Genomic DNA, 24,641 nt, shown 5'->3' on the forward strand with positions numbered 1-24,641 from the left:
AGTCTTGCACGGCCTGGCGGCAACAGCCCTCAGGCGCCGCACTCGTCGCACAGGCCGCGCAGTTCGACCACCGGGCGGACATCGACGAAACCGGCGTCCTTGCCTGCTTCGCGGAGCGCACCGGTCACCCGGTCGTCGTCGATATGAAGGGCTTTGCCGCAATCGTCGCAGATCAGGAAAATGCAATCGTGCCGACAGCCCGGATGCGTGTTGACGAGATAGGCGTTGGCGCTTTCGATCCTGTTGGCGAGATTGTTCCGCACGAACAGGTCGAGGATGCGATAGACACTGTTGGGGGCCACACGCTTGCCCCGCGCGGCCGAGAGGTTATCGGCAATGTCATAAGCGCTCGCCGGCTTTTCGTGGCGGGAAAGTTCCTCGAAAACCGATTGGCGCATACCCGTCCACTGCTCACCCGCATCAGTGAGCGTGTGACGAGCGGCGTCGATCAGGTCTTCGCCGGAATGTTCCTTATGGGAATGTGCGTGCTGGGCCATGGAAGGGAGGTAAGCTCCCGCCCGCCAAGGTGCAAGTTAGTTGCGCCTGAACTCTGCCCGGTAAAGCGAGGGGTAGAGCCTTTTCAGGGCCGCAACTTTGGGCGCATCCCAACGGGTTATATACGGGTGGCGCGGGTTCTTGGCGGCGAAGTCCTGATGGTAGGTTTCGGCGGGATAAAACGTCTTGGCAGGCTCGATCGAAGTTACGATCGGACGCGACCAGAGACCGCTTTTCTTCAGCTTGGCCAGATAGGCCGAAGCGACAGCGCGCTGTTCGGCGGAAAGCGGAATAAGCTCTGCGTTGTAATGTGCGCCGCGATCCGGACCCTGGCGATCCTTCAACGTCGGGTCGGCGATGACCGAGAAGAAGATACGCAGCAACTCGTCATAGCGCACGACGCGGGGGTCATAGGTGACCTTCACCGCTTCGACATGATCCGTAATGCCGGAGGATACCAGCTTGTAGTCCGCCTGGCGCCTGGTGCCGCCGTGATAGCCCGAAACCGCGCTGGTCACGCCCTTGGTATGGCTGAAGACAGCCTCCACACCCCAGAAACACCCGCCGGCAAAGATGGCAGTCTTGAGGCCGGAGCCTTCCTTGGCAATGCGCGAGGCGGCAGGCGCTTCGACGACCCGCTCGGCGGCGAAAGCCGGTTGCTGGCATGCGCTTGCCCCGAACAGGGCGGCTGCGGCAAAGAGGGCGGCAACCTTGCGCATCAGAACAGCGCCGGAATAGCTGCGAGCAGCGCCTCTCCGTTCGAAGCGGCGACGACGAGCGCACCGGCAATGAAGCCGATGCCGAAATTGCGATAGAGGTCAGGGGTAAACAGGTTCATGCGATGTCTTTCGGTGTGCCTGGCCATCTGGTTACAGGCACACCGATTGCAACATAGTTAATGCGATGGTTGTAATTCGTTCAGGCGATCATCCCGCGCATCAGTGACGGAAGTGGCGCATTCCCGTGAAGACCATCGCGAGACCCTTCTCGTCGGCGGCGGCGATAACCTCGTCATCGCGGATCGATCCGCCGGGCTGGATGATAGCCGTCGCCCCTGCTTCCGCCGCGGCCAGCAGGCCATCGGCGAAGGGGAAGAACGCATCCGATGCCACTGCACTGCCGACCGTGCGCGGCTGGGACCACTCGTATTTCTCGGCGGCCTCCGCGGCCTTCATCGCGGCGATGCGCGACGAATCGCGGCGGTTCATCTGACCCGCCCCGATCCCGGCGGTGGCGCCGTCCTTGGCATAGACGATCGCATTGGATTTGACGTGCCGCGCAACGGTCCAGGCGAAGAAACAGTCCTTCAACTCCTGCTCCGTCGGCTGGCGCTGCGTGACGACTTTCAGATCGGCTTCACTGATCGCGCCATTATCGCGCGTCTGGACGAGGAGGCCGCCAGTGATGGGCTTGACCATCAATCCGCCGCGACGCGGATTGGGCAGGTCGCCGGTAACGAGCAGGCGCAGGTTCTTCTTTTTTGCAAAAGCCTCGCGCGCCTCGTCGCTGACAGAAGGAGCGATCACGACCTCGGTGAATATCTCGCAGATTGCCGCAGCCGTTTCCCCGTCGAGCTCGGTATTGACCGCGACGATGCCGCCGAAGGCCGACACACTGTCGCAGGCGAGCGCATCTTGCCATGCCTCGATCAGGGTCGATGCCTGCGCCACGCCGCAAGGGTTGGCGTGCTTGACGATGACGACTGCCGGGTCGCCGCCCGCAAATTCCGCGCACAGTTCGAGCGCGGCGTCGGCATCGTTGTAATTGTTGTAGCTGAGCTCCTTGCCCTGCAACTGCTCGGCCTGGGCGATGCCTTTCGCGTGCGGTCCGACGGGAGTGTAAAGCGCCGCCTTCTGGTGCGGATTTTCGCCATATCGCAATTCGACCGGGGCCTTGCCGTTGACCGCCAGCATGCCGGGAAAGGTTTCACCCTGATCAGCGAAGGCGAACCACTGGCTGATCATGCTGTCGTAAGCTGCCGTGGCCGCAAAGGCCTTTGCAGCGCATTTCCGGCGGAATTCGAGCGAGGTACTGCCACCTTGTTCAAGCTCGCCGATCAGCTTTTCGTAGTCGGCAGGATCGGTGACGATCGTCACATATTGGTGGTTCTTTGCGGCGCTACGGACCATCGACGGCCCGCCGATATCGATGTTCTCGATGATCTCGTCACGCTCCGCTCCCTTGGCCACGGTGGCCTCGAAGGGATAGAGATTGACCACGACGAGATCGATCGCCCCGATCGCGTGCTCTTCCATAGCTGCGGCGTGTTCAGGGTTGTCCCGCACGGCGAGCAGGCCGCCATGGACCATGGGATGCAGCGTCTTGACCCGGCCATCCATCATTTCCGGAAAACCGGTCAGATCGGAAACGTCCTTCACGTCGAGGCCGGCCTCGCGCAGCGCTCTGGCCGTGCCGCCGGTCGAGACCAGTTCCACGCCCTTGTCAGCCAGCGCGGTGCCCAGTTCCACCAATCCGCTCTTGTCGGACACCGAAAGCAGTGCCCGTCTGATTGCCACATCAGCCAAGTGAATTACCCCATTCGTTTGAGCAGCCAGGGGAAGCGTCCCCCGCTGCGGGCGGTCAGCCCTTCGACTACGATCTGCTTAGTTGCATGCGGACGTCCGTGGCCATCGACCCACAGCGAATCCTCGACGCTGCAACCGGCCTCGCCGCTATCGCCACCGAGGCGGAATTGCCAGTAGCTTGCATCGGGCATGACCAAGTGGACGCCGCGGCCGTCCTCTGTCGGCTTGGCCTCTATTCCGCGCCCGAGGTGAAAGCGCATGGCATAGCCGATCTTGCCGCGCTTGCCCTTGCGGCCCGATGGTTCGAGGACGTCCTCGCCGCGCAATTCCTCGCCCTCGCCCGACAGGATCAGGATGCGGCGGTGGACTAGGCCAAAGCGCGCGGCGTAGCCATTGTGCGCAGCTTCCAGTCTGGTGCCCGACTTCTTGCCCTGCGACAGGGTCTCGCGCGTGAAATCGACTTCTTCGACACCCTTGCCGATCTGGCCGTGCAATAGGATCGCGGTGGAATTGGCATCGTCCAGCACCATGGTCGAGTGGGCCGAAGTGCCCCGCAATCCCTGTTCGATCCGCGCCGGGACCAATGCACCCGCCAGCGCCGCCCCACCGCAATTGACGATGATGCGCTGCGGCCCGTGCGAGAATTCGAACGCCAGCGTCGATGCACAGGCATGGCGCGCATGGCGAGGCTTTGGCGGCGGGGCAGCGTCCAATACCAGCACCGCCTCCTTGGCCTTCACCCTTTGGAAGCCCCACTGTCCGGCTTCTGCCAAGGGGCGGGTCCGAACGCCGCTCGCCGCCACAAGGGCGTCAAGATCGCTCTCGCTCATAGCCGCGCCGCCCTGCCAACTGCCAAGGCCACGATCGCCCATGCGCACGCCAAGCAAGGCGGGAACAAGCAGCGCGAGCATCGTGTCGAGGGCTGCAGGCGCTTCTTCGCCGACGGCAGCATAGCAGGCACGGACTTCCACAAGCAGGGCAATCGCATCGGCCTGCGCCGAAGGACAGCGCGACAGGACACCTCCATCGTCGCTGACCATCTCGCCCAAAGTGCGCAGCAGCCCCGCCTCAGCATAGAGTTTGCGTGCCTTGCCATCGGGCAGGAGCAGACCCGCAGCGAGCATTCCCGACCAGCCGGACGCCTGCGCCAGGCGGTCGTCTTCACGCGTCACGTTACGATCCAGCCAGCGAGCCGTTGCCTCCAGCGCCTCGAGGAACCTGGGTTTGTGCTTCTCCCCCTCGCCGGTCAGCACGATCGGCGCATGGACCAGCCAGTTGATCAGCCGGATGCCGGCAAGCTCGACAGTCCAGGCAGGGCCCTTCCCCGGCTGCGGGTTCGCCTTGAGCCAGGCAGCAAACATGTCGCCCGCCGTGCCAGCACATTGCGCACGCGGAGCGCTGGACGAGAGATCACGCATCCAGGTGAAGCCATGCACCGCGCGCACGAACGGCGGCGTCATTTTCGACGGCGAACGATAGTCGACCTTGGCAAGCGGATGCTTCAGCCCACCTGCGAAAAACTGCCCGGCGCGCAGGGCGACACCAGCCGTCCGATTGCCTTCAAGCGGGCTTTGCACCGTTCCAAGGAGGCGGGGCTTGGCAGGCTTGCGCAGGGGAGAGGACAGGATCTGCCCGGGCACCCCGAGCTTGTAGGCCAGCCGCATCGCGGAATGGAGCGGGCCGCTGCGAGGCGGCTGGAAGTCCGCAAGCACGAGCGCCCGTGCCGGTTCGATTTCCGCTTCCGGTTCATTCGCAGGTGCAGCCGTGACGAGCGGCTCGGGCGCATCGCCCAGGGGCAGTGCGACCTGCTCTTCGTCCGACGCATCTTCTCGCGCGACGCTCAGCAGGTCGGCATGCCCTTCCATCATCCAAGCCCCTTCAGGGCAGCGATATTGGATGCGTATTTGTCCGGCCCGCCCTTGAAGGTGGCAGACCCAGCCACCAGCACGTCCGCCCCTGCATCGACACAGAGGGGCGCAGTCGTGGGGTCGACGCCGCCATCGACTTCGAGGCGGATATCCTTACCCAGCGCGTCGATCCGTTTGCGGATGGCTTCGATCTTGCGCAGCTGGGAATGAATAAAACTCTGGCCGCCGAAGCCGGGATTTACGCTCATCACCAGCACCAGGTCGACGTCTTCGAGCAGATAGTCGAGTGCATCGACGCTCGTACCCGGATTGAGGACCACGCCCGCTTTTTTGCCGAGCCCCTTGATCGCTTGCAGCGTGCGGTGGATATGCGGGCCCGCTTCGGGATGGACCGTGATGATATCCGCGCCCGCATCCGCGAATGCCTCGAGATACGGGTCGATCGGTGCGATCATCAAATGGACGTCGAATGGCTTGTCCGAATGAGGACGCAGCGCTTTCACGACAGCCGGACCGATGGTGATATTGGGGACGTAATGCCCGTCCATCACATCGATATGAATCCAGTCGGCACCGGCTTCGTCGACTGCACGCACTTCCTCGCCCAGCCGGGCAAAATCGGCGGACAGGATGGAGGGGGAAATCAACGGGGCAGTCATGGGCGCTTTCCGGCGGTTCGCGATGAGCCTGCCTTTCGCCTACGCGCGCGAGCCGTCCCCTCACAAGCCGCGAGCCCACGCTTTTCCACGATACGGGGTGGAACCGGTACGTTTTCCCGATAGGGTCTCGAGCATGCCCGCCATCCGAAAGCTTACAGGGAACTTCATCGCGACCGAGGTCGGAGACGAGATCCTGCTGATCGATCTCGATGGTGGTGAATTGTTCTCTCTGAGCGGCACCGCCCGCGCGATCTGGGATGCTATCGACGGGAGGCGCGATGCAAAGGCGATTGCAGCGGCTCTCGCACCCTCTTTCGATGCGACGGAACAGGCGATAGAGCGGGACGCGGCCGGGCTGGTGAAAGCACTGGCGGACGTGCGGCTGGTCGAGGAGATCAATTGAAATCAGGCTTTTGACCCGCGGCGATGGAATGGTATGGTCGACATCGAAAGGCCCACCAGCATGACCCGAAAGAATGACGACAAGACCGGCAAGGCCCCGTGGCAGCGCCCGGAACTGGTACGCCTCGGCACGATCCGCGACATTGCTGGCCCGCCCGTTCCTCTTGCCCAGGCGGCCGGAAACAAGCGTTCCTGACGACTGGGTCGGTCGATCGGAATGATCGCTGGAATTGTCGACTGGTCGGGGGCGCAACCTCCCCACGCAAGATCGGTGGTGGATGCGCTTGTTCTCTACGACAGGGCCGCACCGCAAATCCTTCGAAAGGACAGCCTGTTTCTCGCCGCATCGACGCGAGATTCGATCGGCAGCGCGCATGGCGTCGAGACGGCCTTCTCCGGCTGGATCGACAATGCCCGGGAGCTGGCGGAGCAACTGTCAGTCGCGCCCGAAAATCCGGCTGTCCTGTATTCAGCGGCACTGCCAGAATTGGGCGATCAGGCGGATGAGTTGATGATCGGCTGTTATGCCGCGATTTCACGCCTTCCCGACGGTGCACTGCGCCTGTCTCGCTCGCCCTGGAGCGCGCCGCCCATCTATTACCATGCAACAGAGCAACGCTGCGTTGCATCGCCCCTTTTACGGGCCCTGTTCGCGGCAGACGCTCCCCGGGAGCCGGACTTCGAAAGAGTGGTCGACGAGCTCGCCTACGATTGGCGGTCGGGCGAGGAAGAGGCGTGGTACAAGGGCATCCGCATGGTGCCGCTTGGCGCGACTGTAACCGTCGCGGCGGCGCAGCATCGCACTCGCCGCTGGTACTGCCTGCCCCCGCCTGTCAGCGAAGAAACTTACGATGAAAATGCCGCCGTCGAGCGGGCGCGCGAGCTACTGGACGAGGCTGCGAGAAAGTCCCTGGAATGGGCACGAAAGCCCGCGGTCACATTATCCGGCGGGCTGGACTCTCCTCTGGTTGCAACGTCGCTTTTGCAAGCCTTGCCGAAACATCGGCGCCTGGCGGCGATTACCTTCGTGCCGGATGCCCGCTGGGACGGAACCGCGCCTGAAGGGGCTATGGGGGACGAAAGCGACCTGGCCAGAACGCTGGTCGCCCACTACCCGCAAATCGATTGGCACGTAGCCGATAGCGACATCGGCCCTCCAGATCGTGGTGCGAGGGAAGTGTTCGCCGCATCAGAGGTCTTCGCCCCTGGCCTCGCGAATGTCGGCATGTATCACGGTGTATATCGCAAGGCGCGCGAGCTGGGATGCGACAGCCTGCTGACAGCGGACATGGGGAATCCGACGATCAGCGACGATGGTCGCTATGCCTATTGCGAATATGCAACCCCCGGGAAACTGGGGCAATTGGTACGGCTGCTGAAGAACCGACCCGGCGACAGCCGCAGCTTGTCGCGAAAGTTCATGGCGCTGACCGTCCTGCCCCGTCTGCCCCGGACTATCCGGCGTGCGCTTCGTACACTCGTCCATCCCGGCCGCGCGGACATGGTCGCCTTGCTCACGCCGCTATCGAGCGACGCGCGAAAGCGACAGGCTGCGAGAGCGGAGATGAGAAGCACCAGCTCGGCATGGAGCGATCTCACTTTCGATCGCAGCCGCAGGGAGGCGGTCGAGCGAGAATTGCGGGATGCAGACGGCCCAGCCTTCGATGTCGATCTGGCATTCGAGCAGCTTTATGGTGTGCGCAAGCGCGACGTTACGGCCTATCGCCCGCTGATCGAATTCTGCCTCTCCCTCCCGGCCAAGGCCTTCGCGTGGGATGGCGAGGAGCGTCGGCTCGCTCGCCTCATGGGCATTGGCAGGCTTCCCGAGGCAATCCGCACGAACCGCAAGCATGGTCTTCACAATATCGACTGGCATGCCCGGATGACCCCCGAGCGCGAGGAAATGCGGCGCGTCATCGAATTTGCGAGGACACACCCCTTCTTGGGCGAAATCCTGGACATAGATAGGCTGCTAGCCTTGATCGACGAGTGGCCGGAGCATCCCGGCCACGATATCGAAACGGACTGGCCCCGCATACTGGCATTGCCGCGCGCCATACTCGCCGCGCGCTTCATCGGCCATCTCGAGAATCGAAACGACCTATGAGAGCCGGCTTTGACCTGCGCGCGCGCCGGAGCATAGAGGCGTGACGATGGCACTGCGCGAGACATTCAGGCAAATGAGGCAGCCCGCAATGCGGCGAGGCACCCTTAGCCTGGTCCTCGCATCGTTCGTTTCAGCCGCATCCGAGGGCGCGGGTTTCGTCCTGCTCGTCCCGCTGCTCGCTTCTCTCGATGCGACCACCGGGCAGGCTTCCATTCTCCCAGCCGGGCTAGAGCTACAGTTGCCGGTCCTCCTGGCACTCTTCGTCACACTCGTCGCACTTCGGGCTGGAGCAGAAGTTTGGCGGGCCTTGAGCGTACAGGATCTTTCGCGCGCGCTGGTCGACAGCCTGCGCATGAAGGCCGTGCAAGGCATGCTGAGTGCGCGCTGGCGCTGGCTTTCGGGATTGCGCGAGGGCGAAGCCGAGGCTCTCCTGGTCAGTGATATCGACCGCTGCGCCTATGCAGTGGAAATGCTCGCCAGCCTTGTCCGACTGACACTCGCGCTCGCCGCCCTCTTGGCAGCGGCGCTCGTCGTCTCTCCACCGGCGGCCCTTGTCGCGGCCGCGGGCGCGCTTCTGACCTATCTGCTGTTTGCTCCTGTCCGGCGAAGGGCGCGCGCGATCGGGGAAGACCTTTCGGAAAGGCATGACGCGATCCACGCAACTCTTTCCAAGACGATGCGCGGCTTGCGCGTCATCAAGAGCTTCGAGAAGGAGAAGGAGCACGCAAGCCTCCTCAAACAAGGATTTTCCGGCCTGCGCAGGACCGAGCGCGCCTATGTCGGATCGAATGCGCTGGCCCAGGCGATCCTGCAAATCGGCGGCGCCATTGTGGCGGCGCTCGCAATCTGGGCGGCGGTGGCGAAACTGTCCATTCCGCTGCCGACAGTACTTACCCTCGCTGCCATCTTCGTGCGCGCGCTACCGCTGATCGGCCAGGTGCAGGCCCACGCGCAAGGCTGGGCGCATGCTGCGCCGGCTTTCGACAATGCGCGAAGGTTCATCGAGGCCTCGCAGGCTCACGCCGACGCAGGCGCGACTGCCCCGGCTCCGAATTTCAGAACCGTCCTCAGCTTGCGCGATGTCGGTGTTAGATTTGCAGGTCGGGAAGGCGCACTTGAGGGGATCAACTTGGACCTTCCGGCAAATTGCCTGATGGCGATTTGCGGACCATCCGGTTCGGGCAAGAGCACGCTGGCCGATATCTGTTCTGGCCTGACGTTCCCCGATACCGGTACCGTAGCGATAGATGGGGAATCTCTGGAGGGCGCTAAGCTGCGCAGCTGGCGCAGCCGGACGGCCTATGTGCAGCAGGAACCCGTGATTTTCGGAGGGACCATTCGCGACAATCTGCGGTTCGCCGATGCCAAGGCTACCGATGATCGGATGTGGGCCGCGCTGGAGGACGCGCACGCAGGGTTTGTCAGGGATCTTCCTGGTGGGCTCGATTGCCCGGTCGGAGCCACCGGACGAGAGCTTTCGGGTGGCGAGAAACAGCGAATTGCCCTCGCACGGGCTCTCCTTCGCTCACCCGACCTGATCATTCTCGACGAAGCGACCAGCGCACTCGACAGTGCCAGCGAGAAAGCGATCGCCGAGGCGCTGCGTCACATGACACGGAAGACCACCGTCATCGCGATCGCCCATCGCGGCATCCTTCCCGAGCTTGCCGACCAGGTGATCCGGCTGGAGCGTGGCCGAGTGGTGGCACCTTAACAGGTCGACGAGCGGCAATTCAGGCGTAATTCAGCGCGTTCTGCTATCCAGTATCCCAACCTTTGAGACATGCGCATGAGGCGCCTTCTCGATTCTAGTTGGTAATTCACGGGGCTTTTCATGACTTTCAAACCTTTTGCCCTCGCAGGCTCTGCCGCGATCGCATTGGCTGCGATCGCCCCTTCTGCCTTTGCCCAAGGCGGGTATGGCCAAGAAATCAAACATGACCCTGCCCGCTGCCAGAGCGGAAAGCCGGGGGTCTGGGTGAGCGTAACCGACATCAAGGAAAGCAAGGGCACTTTGCGCATCCAGTCGTACCGCGCAACCAAGGCGGACTGGCTTGAGACGGGACGATGGCTCACTCGCATGGAAGTTCCTGCCAAGGCGGGCACGATGCGTTTCTGCATGCCGATAGCGACCCCGGGGACCTATGGCATCGCCGTGCGTCACGATATCAATGGCAATGGCAAGACCGATATCTTCGCCGATGGCGGCGCGATGTCGAACAATCCCAGCCTCAACATCTTCAATCTGGGCAAACCCAGCTACAAGAAGGTCGCCTTCACGGTAGGCGAGGGCGTGGAATCGATCTCGATCCGGATGCGTTATCGCTGAGCGCGCCTTGCGCGCCACAATTCCCATGCCGCGCCCGGCATCGCCAGGAGCGGATGCTTCTCGCGAAACGGCGTCACTTCAAGTGCGATGCCGGTGTGGCGTTCCAATTTCCACGCACCATAGCGTGCCGCGCCGTCGAAGGTTGTCGTAGCCTTGGCAAGGCGCAGGATATTGAGGGCTTTGCCCAGCCGCTCCCGCTTTCGCCACTGCCGCAGGATTTCCGTTTTCTCCCGATCCGGCAAGTGCGGCTTCAACAACGCTGCATTGCGTTCGAAAGCGATGCCCTGCGCTGACCATGCAAGAGGCAACAGCCCATCGAAATGCGCTTCATTTACCGACAGGATTGAATCCTCGCGGCCCGGCTTTTCGACGCGGAACTCTGCCCTGTAGGTTGCCTGGAAAAGGGCGCGCCAGAAATCTTCCGCCCTGCCTTCGTGCGGTCCCAGCGCGGCCGCAAAACGTGCGGCCGTCATCGCCGCAGCCTCGATGGCATTCAGGACCTCGCCGCGCGCATTTTGGCCCTCGGCAAACACCAGCGCACTTGGCTGGACGAAGCGGGTCCAGATCGTGGTGTCACGGCTCTTGCCGCTGGCAGCTGAGGCGAACTGTTCGAGCGACATGGTCGCGATCTTGGCGCGCAATACCTCCCCGCCATGTTCCCATTCGCGGTAGCTGACGCGCGGCCAGATTCGCTCGGCCTGCGCACCCGGAAGCAGGACATAGAAATCCAGCACGCCTTCGAGCGAACCTGTGCGCAGGTTGGAGCCGTAGAATAGCACGGCGTGCGCACCCGCCTCTTCGGCGAGCATGGCCGCATAAGCGGACACTTCATCGCGGACCCCGGCATCGAGCGAGGTTTCGATGCGCTGGCCCAGCGTTCCGGTCACGCGGTCACGAAGGTCAGTTCGGGGCCCTGGCCGATATGGTATCGGCCTGCCGAAAAATGCTCGCCGTCGAGAATGAATGGCGCCTCGAGCTCGATCGAGAAAGCTTCTGCATTGATCTGATGGAGGCCGGCCGGGGCAAGCCAGGCGGGATGCCAACCTGAAAGGATGGCCGGGAGCGAAGCGAAAATACGCCTCCGTGGCCGGTCGAGGATCGCGAGCCGGATCGGCGACTGGTTCTTTGCGAACAACTGGATTCCCATCGGCATTCGCTGAAGCGTGGTGGCCAGCATGATATGCCTGCGTCCGGGATCCCCATGCGTTGAATGCGGCATCGCTTCGCCCGATGGCTCGTAGGCGAGCTGCATTGCAGTACCGCGGCGCCACCGGTTCGCATTGCTGCCGAAGAGAACCTGCAGCACGCCCCAGGCGGCAGTGGCCCCTACCGCAAGGGAATCGAAAAATCCGATCCGGTGCGCATCCTGCCCGGCCTCGATGCCCAGCGTGAATGCGCCCGCGCCGAAGATGAAACCCAGCATCGGGAGTTCATCGCTGCCCTCGCCGGCGACGGTGAGAGCGCGGCGCTGCACCCGCTTGCCCGAACGAAATGCCTCGACTGCCGCCGATAGGCTCCAGTCCGATGGAGCGCCCAAATCGACATTGAGCGCGTTGGTCTTGCCGCGGGGCAGGACGGCCAGTGTCGGCCAGTTCTCGCCGAACACGACCTGGCCCATGGTCAGCACATCGCGGATTGTGCCGTCGCCGCCATTGATGATAAGAAATTCGACACCGTCGTCGCGGAGCTGCGCCAGCGCCTCCGACAATTCGTCCTTCGTCCGCGGCTGGACGACAGTGATGTCGACGCCTTCCACATTCTCAGCCTGCCTGCCCTTGTTGCGATGCGAGCGGGGGTTATGGACCATCGCTATCCGCGGCTTGGCGGCCACGAACGGCGGCTCGCTGCCGGGCGTTCGCGTGCCTGCCTCAGGCGCTGTCCGATGGTTGTGAATGGTGCGCTCCATTGCGGTTCGCCGTGGAAGAGGAACCCTCTCGATAGTGCAGCGCTGTCCGGCCTGCAATGCGAGGGTGGGAGAAACGCCCGAAGCAAGTGGCGCACCCGACAGGATTCGAACCTGTGGCCTCTGCCTTCGGAGGGCAGCGCTCTATCCAGCTGAGCTACGGGTGCCTGGCCTTGCCGCCTGGGCGAAGCGGGCGCTTAGCAAGGCCGCTGGCGCCCTGCCAGAGAAATTTCCTCCCCGGCAGCGCGGGGCGTTAGTGATTTGGCAATCGCCGCCGCCTTACACATCGTGTCCATGAACGCGCTCAGCCATGAATTCGACCTTTCGAACGCGACCATGCTTCCGCCGCTGGATCGCCATGCGCCCACTGCGCGCGACCAGACCAATTTGGCGGCACAATGGGATGCAGTGCACGAGGCCGCCGCGGCGATCGGCGTGCTCGCCCAGCTTGGCCGCCCCGAAGAAAGCGAAGCCGTGACCGGCCTGCCCCGCCGAGCGGCTGCCATAGGGGGCTATCAGTACGACATGGTCCTTCGGGGAGTGGACGACCTTGCAGCAGTGATGCAGCCTGGCCTGCGCGCGCTGCTGGCCCTAAGCGCCGGCGGCCGGGACACCACCAGCGCAGCGCTCACCCTGTGGCGGGAATTCCATGCCTCGCGCGATGCGATCATCGCCCTCGCTCCCGATAGCTGAGCACTCCCTCGCGCTTGACCGCGTTCCCATTCTGTTCCATCTCGGGGGTATGAGTGATTCCCCCGTCATCGAATCTGCAGAGCGCGCAACTGGCTCCGAAACCGCTGTCGACGTGGCACGCGGCATCGCCCGGCTCTTTGCACGCAACGATGTTTGGCTGATTCCCGAAGTGCCGCTGCGCAATGGGCGCAGGGCCGACCTCATGGGGCTCGACAACAAGGGCCGCGTAGTGATCGTGGAGATCAAGGTCCAGCGCGGCGACCTGCTCGGCGATGGCAAGTGGCCCGATTATCTCGATTTTTGCGACCGCTTCTACTGGGGCCTGCCGCCCGGGCTCGACAGGTCCGTGCTTGAGGGGGATGACTATCGCCCGGATTGCTGCGGCATCATCCTTGCCGATGGCTATGACGGTGAAATAGTCCGACCGGCCCCGCTCCAGCCGCTGGCAGCCGCCCGCCGCAAGGTGGAGGTGGAGCGCCTCGCCCGGGCCGCAATGCGGCGCATGACCGTTGCCGGCGATCCACACTGCGCGCCCTGGGGCAACGCAGAGTAAGTTCTCGGCTTTTTTTTAACGCATCCTGCGGCATAATGCGCGCGGGATCATGTGGGACGCCATTTTCTTTTCGGCCTTGGCCATGACGGCGATCATTGCCGTGCGATACTTCGCCTCGAGCGGAGTGTTCGCGCTCGCGACGCGTTTCCGGCGTCCGGGCTACCACGACCGGCTTGGACCACAGATACGGCGCGAAATTTCATGGTCGCTCGTGTCGGCGGCGATCTATGGCATTCCTGCGGGGATAGTTGCCTGGGGCTGGCAGGAACGCGGTTGGACGCAGATCTATACGCAGTGGGACGCAATGCCCCTTTGGTATCTGCCCGTCGCTCCGCTGGCCTATCTCGCGCTGCACGACACCTGGTTCTACTGGACGCATCGGTGGATGCATCGCCCGCGCCTGTTTCGCACCATGCACGCGGTGCATCACGCCAGCCGCCCCCCGACCGCTTGGGCGGCCATGAGCTTCCATCCGTGGGAAGCGCTCACCGGTGCCGTCGTCATTCCCGCGCTCGTCTTCGTCATCCCGATCCACATCGCGATGCTTGGCCTCGTCCTGGCCGTGATGACGATCATGGGCGTCACCAATCACATGGGGTGGGAGATGTTTCCCCGCCGCCTCGTTCATTCCCGGTTGGGAGGCTGGCTGATAACCGCCAGCCATCACCAGCGTCATCATGAAGAGTATCGATGCAATTACGGCCTCTACTTCCGGTTCTGGGACCGGCTGTGCAAGACCGATCGCGGTCTGAGCGAACGCGTATGAAAGCCCGGTTTGCGGTGCTGCCGCTTTGCGCACTGGCGCTTGGTGCGGGCGCACCGCCGCCCGCGAAGGATACCGGGGTGCGCGTTACGGTGAAAGTCACGGACCTGCGCAACGACAAGGGTCTCCTGCGCGCCTGCATGACGACTGCACAAAGCGATTTTCCCGATTGCAAGGACACCGCCAGCATCCACGCTGCGAGTGTGAACGCTCGCGAGAGCGGAGTGACCTTCACGTTCGATGGAGTGAAGCCCGGCCGCTATGCAATCGCCCTGCTCCACGACGAAAACTCCAACGGCAAGGCCGATCGTGTCCTGGGCATGATGCCGAAGGAAGGCTTCGGTTTTTCGCGCGATGCGCCGGTTCGCATGGGTCCGCCGAAGTTTCGCGACGCTGCATTCGACATGGGAACGAGCGACCGCGAGCTGACCATCAAGATGCGCTATCTGCTGTGATGATGCGCGCAGCCTAACCGGCATTAACCTTAACCCTATTTTTACTACACCTGCCTCATAGCCTGTCTCGAATACCGCAACTCGCATTCGGGGGCTTTTAAGCGATGGACAGGTTTGGCGGCGCATTTGACGCGCAGGACGCACAGGACCATCTCGACGATTTCGTCGAGGAGGACGGCGTCGATCTCGATCCGCCGCCCTCGCCGGTCGGCCAGGACGAGCGCCGCATGCAGGTGCGCGCCTACAATCACTGGGCCAGCCTGCTCGGCGATGCCAATTATCCCGATATCGAAGATCTCGAACCGGAATTGCTCGACGATTTCGGTCCTTATTCGGTGCTGCTCGATTTCACGAGCGGGGTTGAGAACCCGGCTGTGCGCTTCGTCGGTGACGAATTGCGCCAGGAGTGCGACGTCGATGGCGAATTGACCCATCTCGAAGATGTGCCGCCACGTTCGCTGCTGAGCCGGATTACCGATCATTACATGCAGATCATCGCCAACGAGGCGCCGATCGGTTTCGAAGCGGAATTCGTCAATCAGCGCGGCGTAACGATCCTGTACCGCGGCATCCTGCTTCCGTACTCCAGCAATAATGAAAGCATCGACTTCATTTTCGGTGTGATCAACTGGAAGGAATTGGCCGACGCCAAGACTGCCGACGAATTGCTGTTGCAGATCGACCAGGCGCTGGCTGGCGAAGACGATCTCGAAGAGAGTGACGACAGCGATATCGACGATGTCCTCGACCTGACGCAACCGGCTGAAAACCTGTCCACAGAGGACGATGGCGACTGGGACCAGGAAGACGATGTTTTCGATCTCGGCACCGCCGAAGTCGTCGAAGAGGATATCGAAGAGGATATCGAAGAGGCGCTGCCGGCTCCGAGCTTCGGCGAAACGGAAGCGGAGGACCTGCCGGCCCGCAAGGAACGCGGCGTCGATGCCCTGGGCAATCCGCTCGGCAGCCTTGCACCTGATCCGGGTAGCGAAGATGCCGACATGGACGACAGCGATTTCGATAGCGGCATGAAGACTGCGGCCGACTACGGGCTGCCGGACTGGGACGACGAAGAGATTGAAGACGAAGACGTCGAAGACGTCGTGGATCCGCTTGCCGACGAGAACGCCGGCAGCAGCCTCATGTCATTGGTGAGCCGCGGCGAACGTGACAAGAAGACCGTCGACCTCAGCACGATCAGCGCCGCGAGCGGTCCGGAATCATCTCCCATTCCGCAGGCCTATGAGCCGGAAGAACCGGCCGAACCCTTCGAGATCGCAGCGCATCAACCGTTCGAAGCGCCAGAGGTGGCGGAAGAAGAGGTGGCTGAATCAGTAGAGCCGGTCGGCGATTCTGACGACAGCTCCGCGCCGCTCGAGCTCGACGAAGCGATCGAGGAAGAGCCGGCGTCCGTTGCGGGTGCGGATGTCGAGGAACTGCCCGTTCCGACCGATGATGACCCAATCGTGGTGGAAGCTGCGGAAGACGCTGCCGTCATCGCTGCGGCCGAAGCGGTTGCACCCGAAGGCCTGTACGATTGCCTGGCCGCGGCGCGTGAGCTGGCGCAGGCCGCGCAGAGCACCGAAGACCGCAGCCGCAAGGCACTTTATGCAGCGGTCGGCCTTGCCTACGATTTCAGCCTCGAGGCGCAGAACTCGCCCGAGGACTTCGGCGAAATCATCGCCGACAATGGCCTGACCGTGCAGGATCGCGCGCCGATGACGCCGATCGTGAAGCTGGTTTTCGGCGCCGATTACGACAAGACGCGCCTGACCGAATATGCAGCCGTGCTGACCCATGCGCACCGTGTCGGCATCGAACGCGGCCATCTGGCCGAATTCCTGCGCGAGGCAGAAGGCGGCCTCAAGGGCGTCGTCCAGGCAGAGCGCCGTGCCCGCAAGGAAGAACAGGGCAAGCCGGTCGAGGACGATGGCACGGGCATCCGCGAAACGCTGGCGAAGAAGCTGCGCGCGATCGAGCCTGCTCAGCTTGGAGATATCGACGCGGAAGGCCCCGAATTCGCCCTCGTCATGGTACGTCGTACCGAGACGGGTGAACTGGTTGTCATCGGCGAGGTGGAAGAAGATCGTGTGCTGCTGGAAAAGGCGGCCCGCAAACTGCTGGCGAAGTGAACCTTCCCGAATAAGTGCTTGAGATGGATGGGCCGCACGCGCTAGCGCTGCGGCCCATGCCATTTTTCCCCACCGCACCCGTCCGGATCCAGCCCTATTTCGGCTATCGCAACGAGGAGCGGCTGTTCATCACCGCCCGCGCCTTGCGCTCGCGCGACAGCAGCTTTGCGAAGTCGGGAAAATGGCGGGCGATGCGCACCATGATGGGGCAGTTTGCCAGCCATGAAGTGGAGGGCCTGCCGGTCCAACTCGAGATCGCCGCTCCAGGCCAGCAATCGCAGCGGCACCAGGGCGTGACCGACAAGGAAGGCTTCGTCCATTTCGACATCAGGCTGGAGGGCGAGTGGCCCTATGGCGAAGAGCCGGAATGGGAGACGGTCAGCTTCCACTGGTCCAACGGCGAAGGCGAACATTGCCTCGACGGACACGTGCTTGCGCCGGGCAAGAGCACTTCACTGGGCTTTATCTCGGATATCGACGATACGATCATCGAGACGGGGATCACCGGGAATTTCCGCGCGGTGATGCGTAATTGGCGGCGTGTGCTCATGCAGATGCCGGAGGAGCGCATCCTCGTTCCCGGCGCCGACGTGTTCTACAACGCCTTGGGCGGCGGACAGGACCATCACGGGCAGGATGGGCACGCCGGCGAACACCAGCGGGCATCGCGGCGCCCGTTCTTCTACGTGTCGTCGAGCCCGTGGAACCTGTTTTCCTATCTCGTGACCTACATGAAGGGCCGCAGTTTGCCGCTTGGCCCGATCATGTTGCGCGACTGGGGTCTCAACCGCGCGACATTTGGATCCTCGAGCCACGGCGCTCACAAGCGTGCGGCAATCGACGGCATCCTGGCGACCTATCCTGGAATGAAGTTCGCGCTCATCGGCGACGACAGCCAGGGTGACCTAACCGCTTTTGCCGATGTAGCGGCCAGCAATCCGGGCAGGGTCAGGGCGGTCTTCATCCGCAAGGTCGGTGAAGCGATGAGCCCGGAAGAATTGGCGGCGAAGCAATCGTTGAAGTCCGCGAATATCCCCCTCTGGCTCGGTGAGGGGTACGAGGAAGGGCGCAAGTTCCTCGCCTCGATCGGATTGCTCGAGGACGATGAAGCACAGAATATCGTCAAGTCGGTCGGCAAGGGCGAAACGGAGGCGGCGTGAAGACGGTGATGTTGATAGTGGGCGTGGCGATCGGGTGCGCCCTGATCGCCGGCGGCGCGGTCCTGATCGCAATCAATCGCAACGGTCCTGCCGTCCTCGACGCGGTGGATCGGATTTCCGGCGGCAAGACCGCAGTCCAGCTGCTGCACCAGCAAAACCTGGGCGACGACAAGCGCCAGAAACTCCTCGTGTATGGCGACCCGTCCGCGAGCAAGGCCCTGCCGGTCCTGATTTTCATCCACGGCGGCAGTTGGCGCAACGGCGATCCTGACGACTATGGCTTCGTCGCCCGGAATATTGCTCCGGAAGGGTTCGTCGTGGTGCTGGGCGGATATCGCCTGCGCGACAATGGCCGCTATCCGGCGATGCTTCAGGACACCGCAGCCGTGACGGCGTGGGTCCATGAGAACATCGCGACCTATGGCGGCGACCCCGATCGCATCCTGCTTTCCGGTCACTCGGCGGGAGCGTACAATGTTGCGCAGGTCGCTTTGGAAGAACGCTGGCTGGCAGAAGCTGGCGTTCCGCGTGCGGCGATCCGCGGCGTGGTCGGACTAGCGGGGCCTTACGATTTCTATCCCTATGACAGCGATTCCACCCGGGCCGCCTTCGGCTCTGTCGGTGTGGGCGCGGAAAGCCAGCCAATAAACCACGTGCGCAGCGATGCCCCTCCCATGCTGCTGGTGCACGGGGAACAGGACAGCCTCGTCAAGCCGCGCAATACCCGCGCCCTTGCCGCTGCGCTGGAGGAAGGCGGGGCAGACGTGCAGACACTCTTCATGCCGGCCATGACGCATAATGACCCGCTGCTTGCCCTCGCCAATCCCTGGCGGCGCGACCCGGAAGTCATCGATACGGTCATCAGCTTCCTCGATCGGAACGCGGCGCTTTCAGTTCCGGTTCAGGCCAAAACCCCGTAAGAGGGGTGCCGATGCGCCTGCTTTCCCACCTTTTCGCCCTTGTCGCGCTTCTTGTCCTGGCGGCCCAGCCGCTGGCCGCACAATCGGTTCTGCGCGATGCGGAGACGGAAGCGTTCCTCGACGAGATTGCCGCTCCCTTGGTCGAAGCCGCAGGCCTCGAGCCTGGCAATGTCGAGATGGTCCTGATCAACGATCCGAGCCTCAACGCCTTCGTTGCGGGCGGCCAGGCGATCTACCTCCACAGTGGCCTGATAGACGCTGCCGACAGCGCAAACGAAGTGCAGGGCGTGATCGCTCACGAACTGGGCCATATTACCGGCGGCCACATCAACCGCATCGGTGAAGGTTATGCCAAGGCGGGCAATATCTCGCTGCTCTCCATGCTTGCCGGCATCGGCGCAGCGCTTGCCGGTTCGACCGATGCTGCAATGGGCCTGATGATGGCCGGGCAGAGCGCCGCGCTCAGCTCCGTTCTCTCGTTCACCCGCACACAGGAAGCGAGCGCCGATGCGGCGGGTGCCGAATATCTGTCGCGCGCAGGCATTTCCGGTCGCGGCTCGCTGTCCTTCTTCGGCAAGCTGCTGAACATGGAGATGCGGCGGGGCTTCAGCCAGGACGAGGAAGCAGGCTTCTGGCGTACGCACCCCCTTTCGGGCGACCGCATCTCGACCCTGCGCGGCACCTATGAAAAGGATCCCGCCTGGAACAAGCCGAGCGACCCGGCGCTCGAAGCGCGTTTCCAGCGGGTGAAGGCCAAGCTCATGGGCTATGTCGCGAAACCCGAGCACACCCTGCGCGACTATCCGGAAAGCGACACATCCACACCCGCACTGGTCGCGCGCGCCTATGCCTATCACAAGCAGGCCAAGATGGAGCGCGCGCTCGGAACCGCCGATCTGCTGATCGAGCGCGCACCTGCCGACCCTTACTTCCTCGAACTGAAAGGCCAGGTCCTCCTGGAATCGGGCCGCCCGGACGAGGCACTTACGTACCTTCGCGAAGCCACCACGCTAAGTCGCGCCGAACCCCTTATCGCATCGCTCTTCGGCCATGCGCTGATCGCTACCGAGGACGAAACGAACTACGAAGAGGCGGAGCGTGTGCTGCGCGCGTCGGTGGGTCGTGATCGCTACAATCCCTTCGCATGGTACCAACTCGGGGTCGTTTATGCCGCGCGGGGCGACATGCCCCGCGCGCGACTGGCCAGTGCGGAACAGCAAGTCATGAAGCGCGAATATGCACTCGCGATGCGCAGCGCACAGGCGGCGGAAGCAGGTTTGCCTGTCGGATCACCCGACTGGTTGCGGGCGCAGGATATCGGCATGCAGGCACGGGCATTGCTCGAACAGCAGTGCGAAATGAGCAAGGACCGGAGCTGCCGCAGGCGGCGATAGGGTAGCAGGAACGGGGAATAGGACGATGGCACGGCATTTTGTAACAGCGCTGATTGCGCTGGTGTTCGGGTTCGCAGGCGCAGCGCTCTTCTCGTTCACCGGCTTAGGCAATTCCCAGACCCGCGAGTACCTCGTCGCCAACCCCGACATCCTTCCCGCGATGGCAAACGCCTACCAGGAGCAACAATCGCGCGATTCGCTGGCCTCGATTTCCAGCGAAGTGACAAAGCCGTTCCCCGGCGCCGTTCTCGGCAATCCGAAAGGTTCGCGCACGCTGGTGAAGTTCACCGATTATGCCTGCGGCTATTGCAGGATCAGCACCGAAGATATCGACCGCCTCGTCGCCGACGATCCCGAGCTACGCGTCGTCATCCGCGAACTTCCGCTGTTCCAGGGCAGTGACGTTCCTGCACGCATGGCGCTGGCTGCAGCGAAACAGGGCAAGTTCGACGCGTTCTATCACGCAATGTTCGCGATGGGATCGACCGCGCCCGACAACGTGATGGCGGCGGCGCGCGAAGCAGGTCTCGATCTCGAGGCGGCCCAGGAATACGGCGCATCGGAAGAGGTCACGGCAGAACTTGCACGCAACCAGGCGCTAGCCCAGCAGCTTGGCTTTTCCGGAACACCCAGCTGGGTGACCGGCGACAAGGCATTCGAAGGCGCGGTCGGCTACGACCAGCTGGCGAAAGCGATCGGCAGCTAGGCCCTATTCCTCGATCGCCTTGGCGTACATCGAGGCAAGCGGCTTCGCCATCACACGGCGCACCATCGGCTCGAAGAATTCCAGCGGTTCGCTTTCGTAATCGGGATCGAAGGCCGCCTGGTCGTACTTCTCGCAGAATTCAGCACAGGCCTGGTAATGCGGGCTGTCCTGGAACTTGTCGCGTACATTGCGATCCATGCCGAGGTGATGGAAATAGTAATAGCCCTGGAAAGCACCGTGGTTCTGGCAGATCCAGTGGATTTCCTCGGTCACGAAGGGCTTGATGATCGAGGCCGCGACTTCCGGGTGGTTGTAGCTGCCCAGCGTGTCGCCGATATCGTGGAGCAGCGCCATCACGACATATTGCTCGTCGCGTCCGTCGCGATGCGCGCGAGTCGCGGTTTGCAGCGAATGTTCGAGGCGGCAGACCGGAAATCCGCCGAAATCGCCGTCGAGCAGCTTGAGGTGATCGAGCACACGGTCGGGCAAGTCCTTGGCAAAAGCCATATATTCCGCACCGATGATCGCCCAGTCTTCCTGCGTGCCTTCCTTCATTTCGCGGAACTTGGCGCGCTCCTCCATCGAGTGGGTCAGGTTTTCCGGTTTGTTCATCGGCTCTCTCCCAAGTGCTTTCTTGGCATATATCCTAGCGACTGGCGCAGGGCGCGGCAATTGGGCTAGGGAAGCCTCACGATGGCCGTGTTGCCCTTTAGCCCTACGCCGTTCTTCGCGAACAAGAACCAGGCGTTCTGGAACCTCCAGCTGCTAGGCTGGGGCGGGGCGACAATGCTGCGCGTCATGTCTGCCGTGGCGAACGACCAGCCGGCAGAGCGCCTCGTCATTATCCTGATTGCGACGATCACGGGCTTTTCGCTCAGCCTGATCCTTTCCGTCGTGTACAATTACCTGATCGCGCAAAGGCCGCTGGTGACATGGGGCAGCACCGCGGTTGTCCTGATGTTCGCGACAGGCATTTATGCCTTCATCGACAGCTGGGTCCTGGAAGTCGCGGGCACGTCTTCAAGTGGCAGTTTCGTCAGCCTGTTCGTGGGCATCTACTTCTTCGACCTTACACTCCTCGGGGCCTGGTCGGCGCTCTACTACGCGATCAATTTCTTCCTTCAGGTGGAGGAGCAATCCGACCGTCTGGAGCGCCTCGAGGCCCAGGCCACCAGCGCACAGCTGGCCATGCTGCGGTATCAGCTTAATCCGCATTTCCTGTTCAACACTCTCAATTCGATCAGCACGCTGGTCCTGCTCAAGCAGACCGAGCCGGCGAATGCGATGCTGACCCGTCTTTCCAGCTTCCTGCGGCACACGCTCGTCACCCAGCCGGGCGGCAAGGTGAGCGTCGCACAGGAGGCGGAGACGCTGCAGCTCTACCTCAGCATCGAGAAAATGCGGTTCGAGGACCGCCTGCGCACTAATTTCAGGATCGAAGACAGGGCCGCCAAGGCTCAGGTCCCGTCCATGTTGCTGCAGCCGCTGATCGAAAATGCGATCAAATACGGTGTCAGCCCCAAGGAGGACGGTGCCGAAATCTCGCTGCTCGCGCAGATCGTCGGGCCGCGCCTGAGGATTACGGTGTCTGATACCGGGCCCGGCGTCGACGTCGGAGGGATCGCAGACGACCTCCCCGCCGTAATGGCCACGCACAAACGCCGCGATTCCACGGGCGTGGGTCTCGCCAATATTCGCGATCGCCTGGCGCAGGCCTATGGCGACGACCACCGTTTCGAAATCCGCTCACCCGAATCGGGCGGATTCACCGTGCTGATCGAAATTCCGCACGAACTCGCCGACGAGGAAGAGCCGCCTGCCGCAGCGCAGGGGACATTGGCCGAGAAACAAGCCACTGCCTTGGCCGTTAATCCCCCGTCTGCCCCCCAGAAGGTAAGTACCAAGCCATGACTATTCGCACGATCCTCGTCGACGACGAGAAGCTCGCAATCCAGGGGCTTCAGCTACGCCTCGAACCGTTCGATGACGTTGAGATCATCGAAACCTGCCAGAACGGGCGTGAGGCGATCCGCGCGATCAAGACGCTGAAACCGGACCTCGTCTTCCTCGACATCCAGATGCCGGGCTTCGACGGCTTTTCCGTCGTCCAGGGAGTCATGGAAATCGAACCGCCGCTGTTCGTGTTCGTCACCGCCTTCCAGGAACATGCCATCCGCGCCTTCGAGGCGAATGCGGTCAACTACCTGATGAAGCCGGTCGACGAGGACAAGCTCGCCGACACCATCGAGCGCGTCCGCCAGCGCCTGGCCGAAAAGAAGTCTTCCGACGAAGCTGATCGCCTGCGCGGCGTCCTTTCCGAAGTCGCACCCGAAGCGGTCGAGACGAGCGAGGAAGATGCCGAAGCTGCCGGCCGTTACGAGAAACTTATCAACGTGAAGGACCGCGGCCAGATCTTCCGTGTCGAAGTCGAGACGATCGAGCATATCGAGGCTGCCGGCGACTACATGTGCATCTATACCGGCGATAATTCGCTTATCCTGCGTGAAACGATGAAGGACCTCGAACGCCGCCTGGATCCGCGAAAGTTCCAGCGCGTGCACCGCTCGACCATCGTCAATCTGGACCAGGTGCGCCAGGTGAAGCCGCATACGAACGGCGAATGCTTCCTGGTGCTGGATAGCGGCGCGGAAGTGAAAGTTTCGCGTTCCTATCGCGACGTCGTGGCACGCTTCGTCCACTGATGGGCTTCACCTTAGACGGATTCGACCTCGCTGCCTTCGTGCGCGAGACGCTCGCAGAGGATTTGGGCCAGGGCCTTCCGGGCGGCGGGCATGACGTAACCAGCGAAAGCGTAATTCCCGCAGACGCGCGCTTCTCCGGCGTAATGGACACGCGCGATGACATCCGCGTCGCGGGCCTTCCGGTGGCGGAAGCTTTCTTCCGCGCGCTCGACAAGGACATGACGATCGAGTTGCTGGTCGAAGAAGGCGCCAGCGTTCCGGCCGGGACCGACCTGATGCGCCTCGAAGGCAATGCGCGCGCCATGCTGACGGCAGAGCGCAGCGCACTCAACACCGTTCAGCACCTGTCGGGCATCGCCACCATGGTCGCGCAATATGTCGCGACGATGGACAATCCCGACTGCACCCTGCTCGACACCCGCAAGACCATTCCCGGCCTGCGCCATCTCGAGAAATACGCGGTCCGCATGGGCGGAGGGGCGAACCACCGCATGGGCCTGTGGGACGCGGCAATGATCAAGGACAACCACGTGCTCGTCGCGGGCAGCGTCGGCGAGGCGGTTCGCCGCGCGGTCGAGGCGGGCGTCGAGGACATCATCTGCGAAGTCGACCGTATCGACCAGATCGAACCAGCGCTCAAAGCCGGGGCCACGCGGCTCTTGCTCGACAACATGGAGCCACCGACGTTGCGCGAAGCCGTTGAGCTGGTGGCGGGCCGGGTCCCGACCGAGGCCAGTGGCGGCATCAATCTTGCCACGATCAAGGCAAAAGCCGCCACAGGTGTCGACTACGTATCTGTCGGCAGGCTCACCCAGAGCGCACCTGCGGCAGACATCGGTCTGGACTTTACCCCGCTGTAATTCAGGTGCATTCCC

The 24,641-nt window shown here is 62.8% G+C and carries 25 protein-coding genes and 1 tRNA gene; 17 read left to right on the forward strand and 9 right to left on the reverse strand.

Features of this window, described 5'->3' with window-relative positions; genetic code table 11:
• Positions 1-29 precede the first annotated feature (29 nt).
• The 5 genes from LCM24_RS05825 to rpe all read right to left on the reverse strand — a co-directional run bounded on the left by LCM24_RS05825 (position 30) and on the right by rpe (position 5,547).
• A complete protein-coding gene (locus LCM24_RS05825; RefSeq protein ID WP_224803138.1) occupies positions 30-497 on the reverse strand; it encodes a Fur family transcriptional regulator in 468 nt (155 codons plus the stop codon).
• 36 nt (positions 498-533) lie between these two features.
• Positions 534-1,214: a peptide-methionine (S)-S-oxide reductase MsrA gene (gene msrA, locus LCM24_RS05830; protein WP_224803139.1), complete on the reverse strand. Its 681-nt coding sequence runs from the start codon at positions 1,212-1,214 to the stop codon at positions 534-536.
• A 219-nt stretch (positions 1,215-1,433) separates the two neighbouring features.
• Positions 1,434-3,020 carry a bifunctional phosphoribosylaminoimidazolecarboxamide formyltransferase/IMP cyclohydrolase gene (gene purH / locus LCM24_RS05835; protein ID WP_224803140.1) on the reverse strand — a complete coding sequence of 529 codons (1,587 nt, stop codon included), beginning with the start codon at positions 3,018-3,020 and terminating at the stop codon, positions 1,434-1,436.
• A gap of 5 nt (positions 3,021-3,025) precedes the next feature.
• The gene (locus LCM24_RS05840; RefSeq protein ID WP_224803141.1) at positions 3,026-4,888 is read right to left on the reverse strand and encodes a heparinase II/III family protein; all 1,863 of its coding nucleotides are present in this window, start codon (positions 4,886-4,888) and stop codon (positions 3,026-3,028) included.
• A complete protein-coding gene (gene rpe / locus LCM24_RS05845) occupies positions 4,885-5,547 on the reverse strand; it encodes a ribulose-phosphate 3-epimerase (RefSeq protein WP_224803142.1) in 663 nt (220 codons plus the stop codon). Before rpe ends, LCM24_RS05840 begins: the two co-directional genes overlap by 4 nt.
• Before the next feature lie 133 nt (positions 5,548-5,680).
• On the opposite strand from rpe, the gene LCM24_RS05850 reads away from it, so the two are divergent.
• The 5 genes from LCM24_RS05850 (at position 5,681) to LCM24_RS05870 (ending at position 10,385) form a co-directional block, all read left to right on the forward strand.
• On the forward strand, positions 5,681-5,950 hold the full coding sequence (locus tag LCM24_RS05850) for a PqqD family protein (protein ID WP_224803143.1): 270 nt from the start codon (positions 5,681-5,683) through the stop codon (positions 5,948-5,950).
• A gap of 33 nt (positions 5,951-5,983) precedes the next feature.
• The gene (locus tag LCM24_RS05855; RefSeq protein WP_224803144.1) at positions 5,984-6,145 is read left to right on the forward strand and encodes a hypothetical protein; all 162 of its coding nucleotides are present in this window, start codon (positions 5,984-5,986) and stop codon (positions 6,143-6,145) included.
• Between the two features lie 21 nt (positions 6,146-6,166).
• Entirely contained in the window at positions 6,167-8,056 is a 1,890-nt protein-coding gene (locus LCM24_RS05860) for an asparagine synthase-related protein (RefSeq protein WP_224803145.1), read from the forward strand.
• Positions 8,057-8,144: 88 nt separating this feature from the next.
• A complete protein-coding gene (locus LCM24_RS05865) occupies positions 8,145-9,770 on the forward strand; it encodes an ABC transporter ATP-binding protein (RefSeq protein ID WP_224803146.1) in 1,626 nt (541 codons plus the stop codon).
• A gap of 120 nt (positions 9,771-9,890) precedes the next feature.
• Positions 9,891-10,385: a DUF2141 domain-containing protein gene (locus LCM24_RS05870; protein ID WP_224803147.1), complete on the forward strand. Its 495-nt coding sequence runs from the start codon at positions 9,891-9,893 to the stop codon at positions 10,383-10,385.
• On the opposite strand, the gene LCM24_RS05875 is transcribed toward LCM24_RS05870, so the two are convergent.
• The 3 genes from LCM24_RS05875 to LCM24_RS05885 form a co-directional block, all read right to left on the reverse strand.
• Entirely contained in the window at positions 10,376-11,272 is an 897-nt protein-coding gene (locus tag LCM24_RS05875; RefSeq protein ID WP_224803148.1) for a hypothetical protein, read from the reverse strand. The two genes, LCM24_RS05870 and LCM24_RS05875, sit on opposite strands and share 10 nt — an antisense overlap.
• Positions 11,269-12,291, reverse strand: coding sequence for a diacylglycerol/lipid kinase family protein (locus tag LCM24_RS05880; RefSeq protein ID WP_224803149.1), 1,023 nt, complete (start codon positions 12,289-12,291; stop codon positions 11,269-11,271). Before LCM24_RS05880 ends, LCM24_RS05875 begins: the two co-directional genes overlap by 4 nt.
• 87 nt (positions 12,292-12,378) lie before the next feature.
• Positions 12,379-12,455 (reverse strand) — tRNA-Arg (locus LCM24_RS05885).
• Between the two features lie 127 nt (positions 12,456-12,582).
• Between LCM24_RS05885 and LCM24_RS05890 the strand changes: the two genes are divergently transcribed.
• From LCM24_RS05890 to LCM24_RS05930, 9 genes are all read left to right on the forward strand, one after another.
• Positions 12,583-12,981, forward strand: coding sequence for a hypothetical protein (locus LCM24_RS05890; RefSeq protein WP_224803150.1), 399 nt, complete (start codon positions 12,583-12,585; stop codon positions 12,979-12,981).
• 49 nt (positions 12,982-13,030) lie between these two features.
• The gene (locus LCM24_RS05895) at positions 13,031-13,534 is read left to right on the forward strand and encodes an MmcB family DNA repair protein (protein WP_224803151.1); all 504 of its coding nucleotides are present in this window, start codon (positions 13,031-13,033) and stop codon (positions 13,532-13,534) included.
• Positions 13,535-13,583: 49 nt separating this feature from the next.
• Complete coding sequence (locus tag LCM24_RS05900; RefSeq protein ID WP_224803152.1) at positions 13,584-14,300, forward strand: sterol desaturase family protein; 717 nt, start codon at positions 13,584-13,586, stop codon at positions 14,298-14,300.
• The gene (locus LCM24_RS05905) at positions 14,297-14,752 is read left to right on the forward strand and encodes a DUF2141 domain-containing protein (protein ID WP_224803153.1); all 456 of its coding nucleotides are present in this window, start codon (positions 14,297-14,299) and stop codon (positions 14,750-14,752) included. The genes LCM24_RS05900 and LCM24_RS05905 overlap by 4 nt, the downstream gene beginning before the upstream one ends.
• A gap of 104 nt (positions 14,753-14,856) precedes the next feature.
• Positions 14,857-16,884, forward strand: a complete 2,028-nt coding sequence (locus LCM24_RS13115) for a hypothetical protein (RefSeq protein WP_412093791.1) — start codon at positions 14,857-14,859, stop codon at positions 16,882-16,884.
• 56 nt (positions 16,885-16,940) lie between these two features.
• Positions 16,941-18,044 (forward strand): App1 family protein, encoded by a 1,104-nt coding sequence (locus tag LCM24_RS05915; RefSeq protein WP_224803154.1) that lies wholly within the window; start codon positions 16,941-16,943, stop codon positions 18,042-18,044.
• The gene (locus LCM24_RS05920; protein WP_224803155.1) at positions 18,041-18,964 is read left to right on the forward strand and encodes an alpha/beta hydrolase; all 924 of its coding nucleotides are present in this window, start codon (positions 18,041-18,043) and stop codon (positions 18,962-18,964) included. Before LCM24_RS05915 ends, LCM24_RS05920 begins: the two co-directional genes overlap by 4 nt.
• Positions 18,965-18,975: 11 nt before the next feature.
• Complete coding sequence (locus LCM24_RS05925; protein ID WP_090476945.1) at positions 18,976-20,358, forward strand: M48 family metalloprotease; 1,383 nt, start codon at positions 18,976-18,978, stop codon at positions 20,356-20,358.
• Positions 20,359-20,383: 25 nt separating this feature from the next.
• A complete protein-coding gene (locus LCM24_RS05930) occupies positions 20,384-21,064 on the forward strand; it encodes a DsbA family protein (RefSeq protein ID WP_224803156.1) in 681 nt (226 codons plus the stop codon).
• Between the two features lie 3 nt (positions 21,065-21,067).
• Here LCM24_RS05930 and LCM24_RS05935 read toward each other — a convergent pair whose 3' ends face one another.
• Positions 21,068-21,676 carry an HD domain-containing protein gene (locus LCM24_RS05935; RefSeq protein ID WP_224803157.1) on the reverse strand — a complete coding sequence of 203 codons (609 nt, stop codon included), beginning with the start codon at positions 21,674-21,676 and terminating at the stop codon, positions 21,068-21,070.
• A gap of 81 nt (positions 21,677-21,757) precedes the next feature.
• Between LCM24_RS05935 and LCM24_RS05940 the strand changes: the two genes are divergently transcribed.
• The 3 genes from LCM24_RS05940 to nadC are packed head-to-tail and all read left to right on the forward strand — an operon-like array spanning position 21,758 to position 24,626.
• Positions 21,758-22,975 (forward strand): sensor histidine kinase, encoded by a 1,218-nt coding sequence (locus LCM24_RS05940; protein WP_224803158.1) that lies wholly within the window; start codon positions 21,758-21,760, stop codon positions 22,973-22,975.
• Positions 22,972-23,766 (forward strand): LytR/AlgR family response regulator transcription factor, encoded by a 795-nt coding sequence (locus LCM24_RS05945; protein ID WP_090476953.1) that lies wholly within the window; start codon positions 22,972-22,974, stop codon positions 23,764-23,766. Before LCM24_RS05940 ends, LCM24_RS05945 begins: the two co-directional genes overlap by 4 nt.
• A complete protein-coding gene (gene nadC / locus LCM24_RS05950; protein WP_224803159.1) occupies positions 23,766-24,626 on the forward strand; it encodes a carboxylating nicotinate-nucleotide diphosphorylase in 861 nt (286 codons plus the stop codon). Before LCM24_RS05945 ends, nadC begins: the two co-directional genes overlap by 1 nt.
• The last annotated feature ends 15 nt before the right edge of the window (positions 24,627-24,641 follow it).

The organism is Qipengyuania aquimaris, from assembly GCF_020171965.1.
Taxonomy (GTDB): domain Bacteria; phylum Pseudomonadota; class Alphaproteobacteria; order Sphingomonadales; family Sphingomonadaceae; genus Qipengyuania; species Qipengyuania aquimaris_A.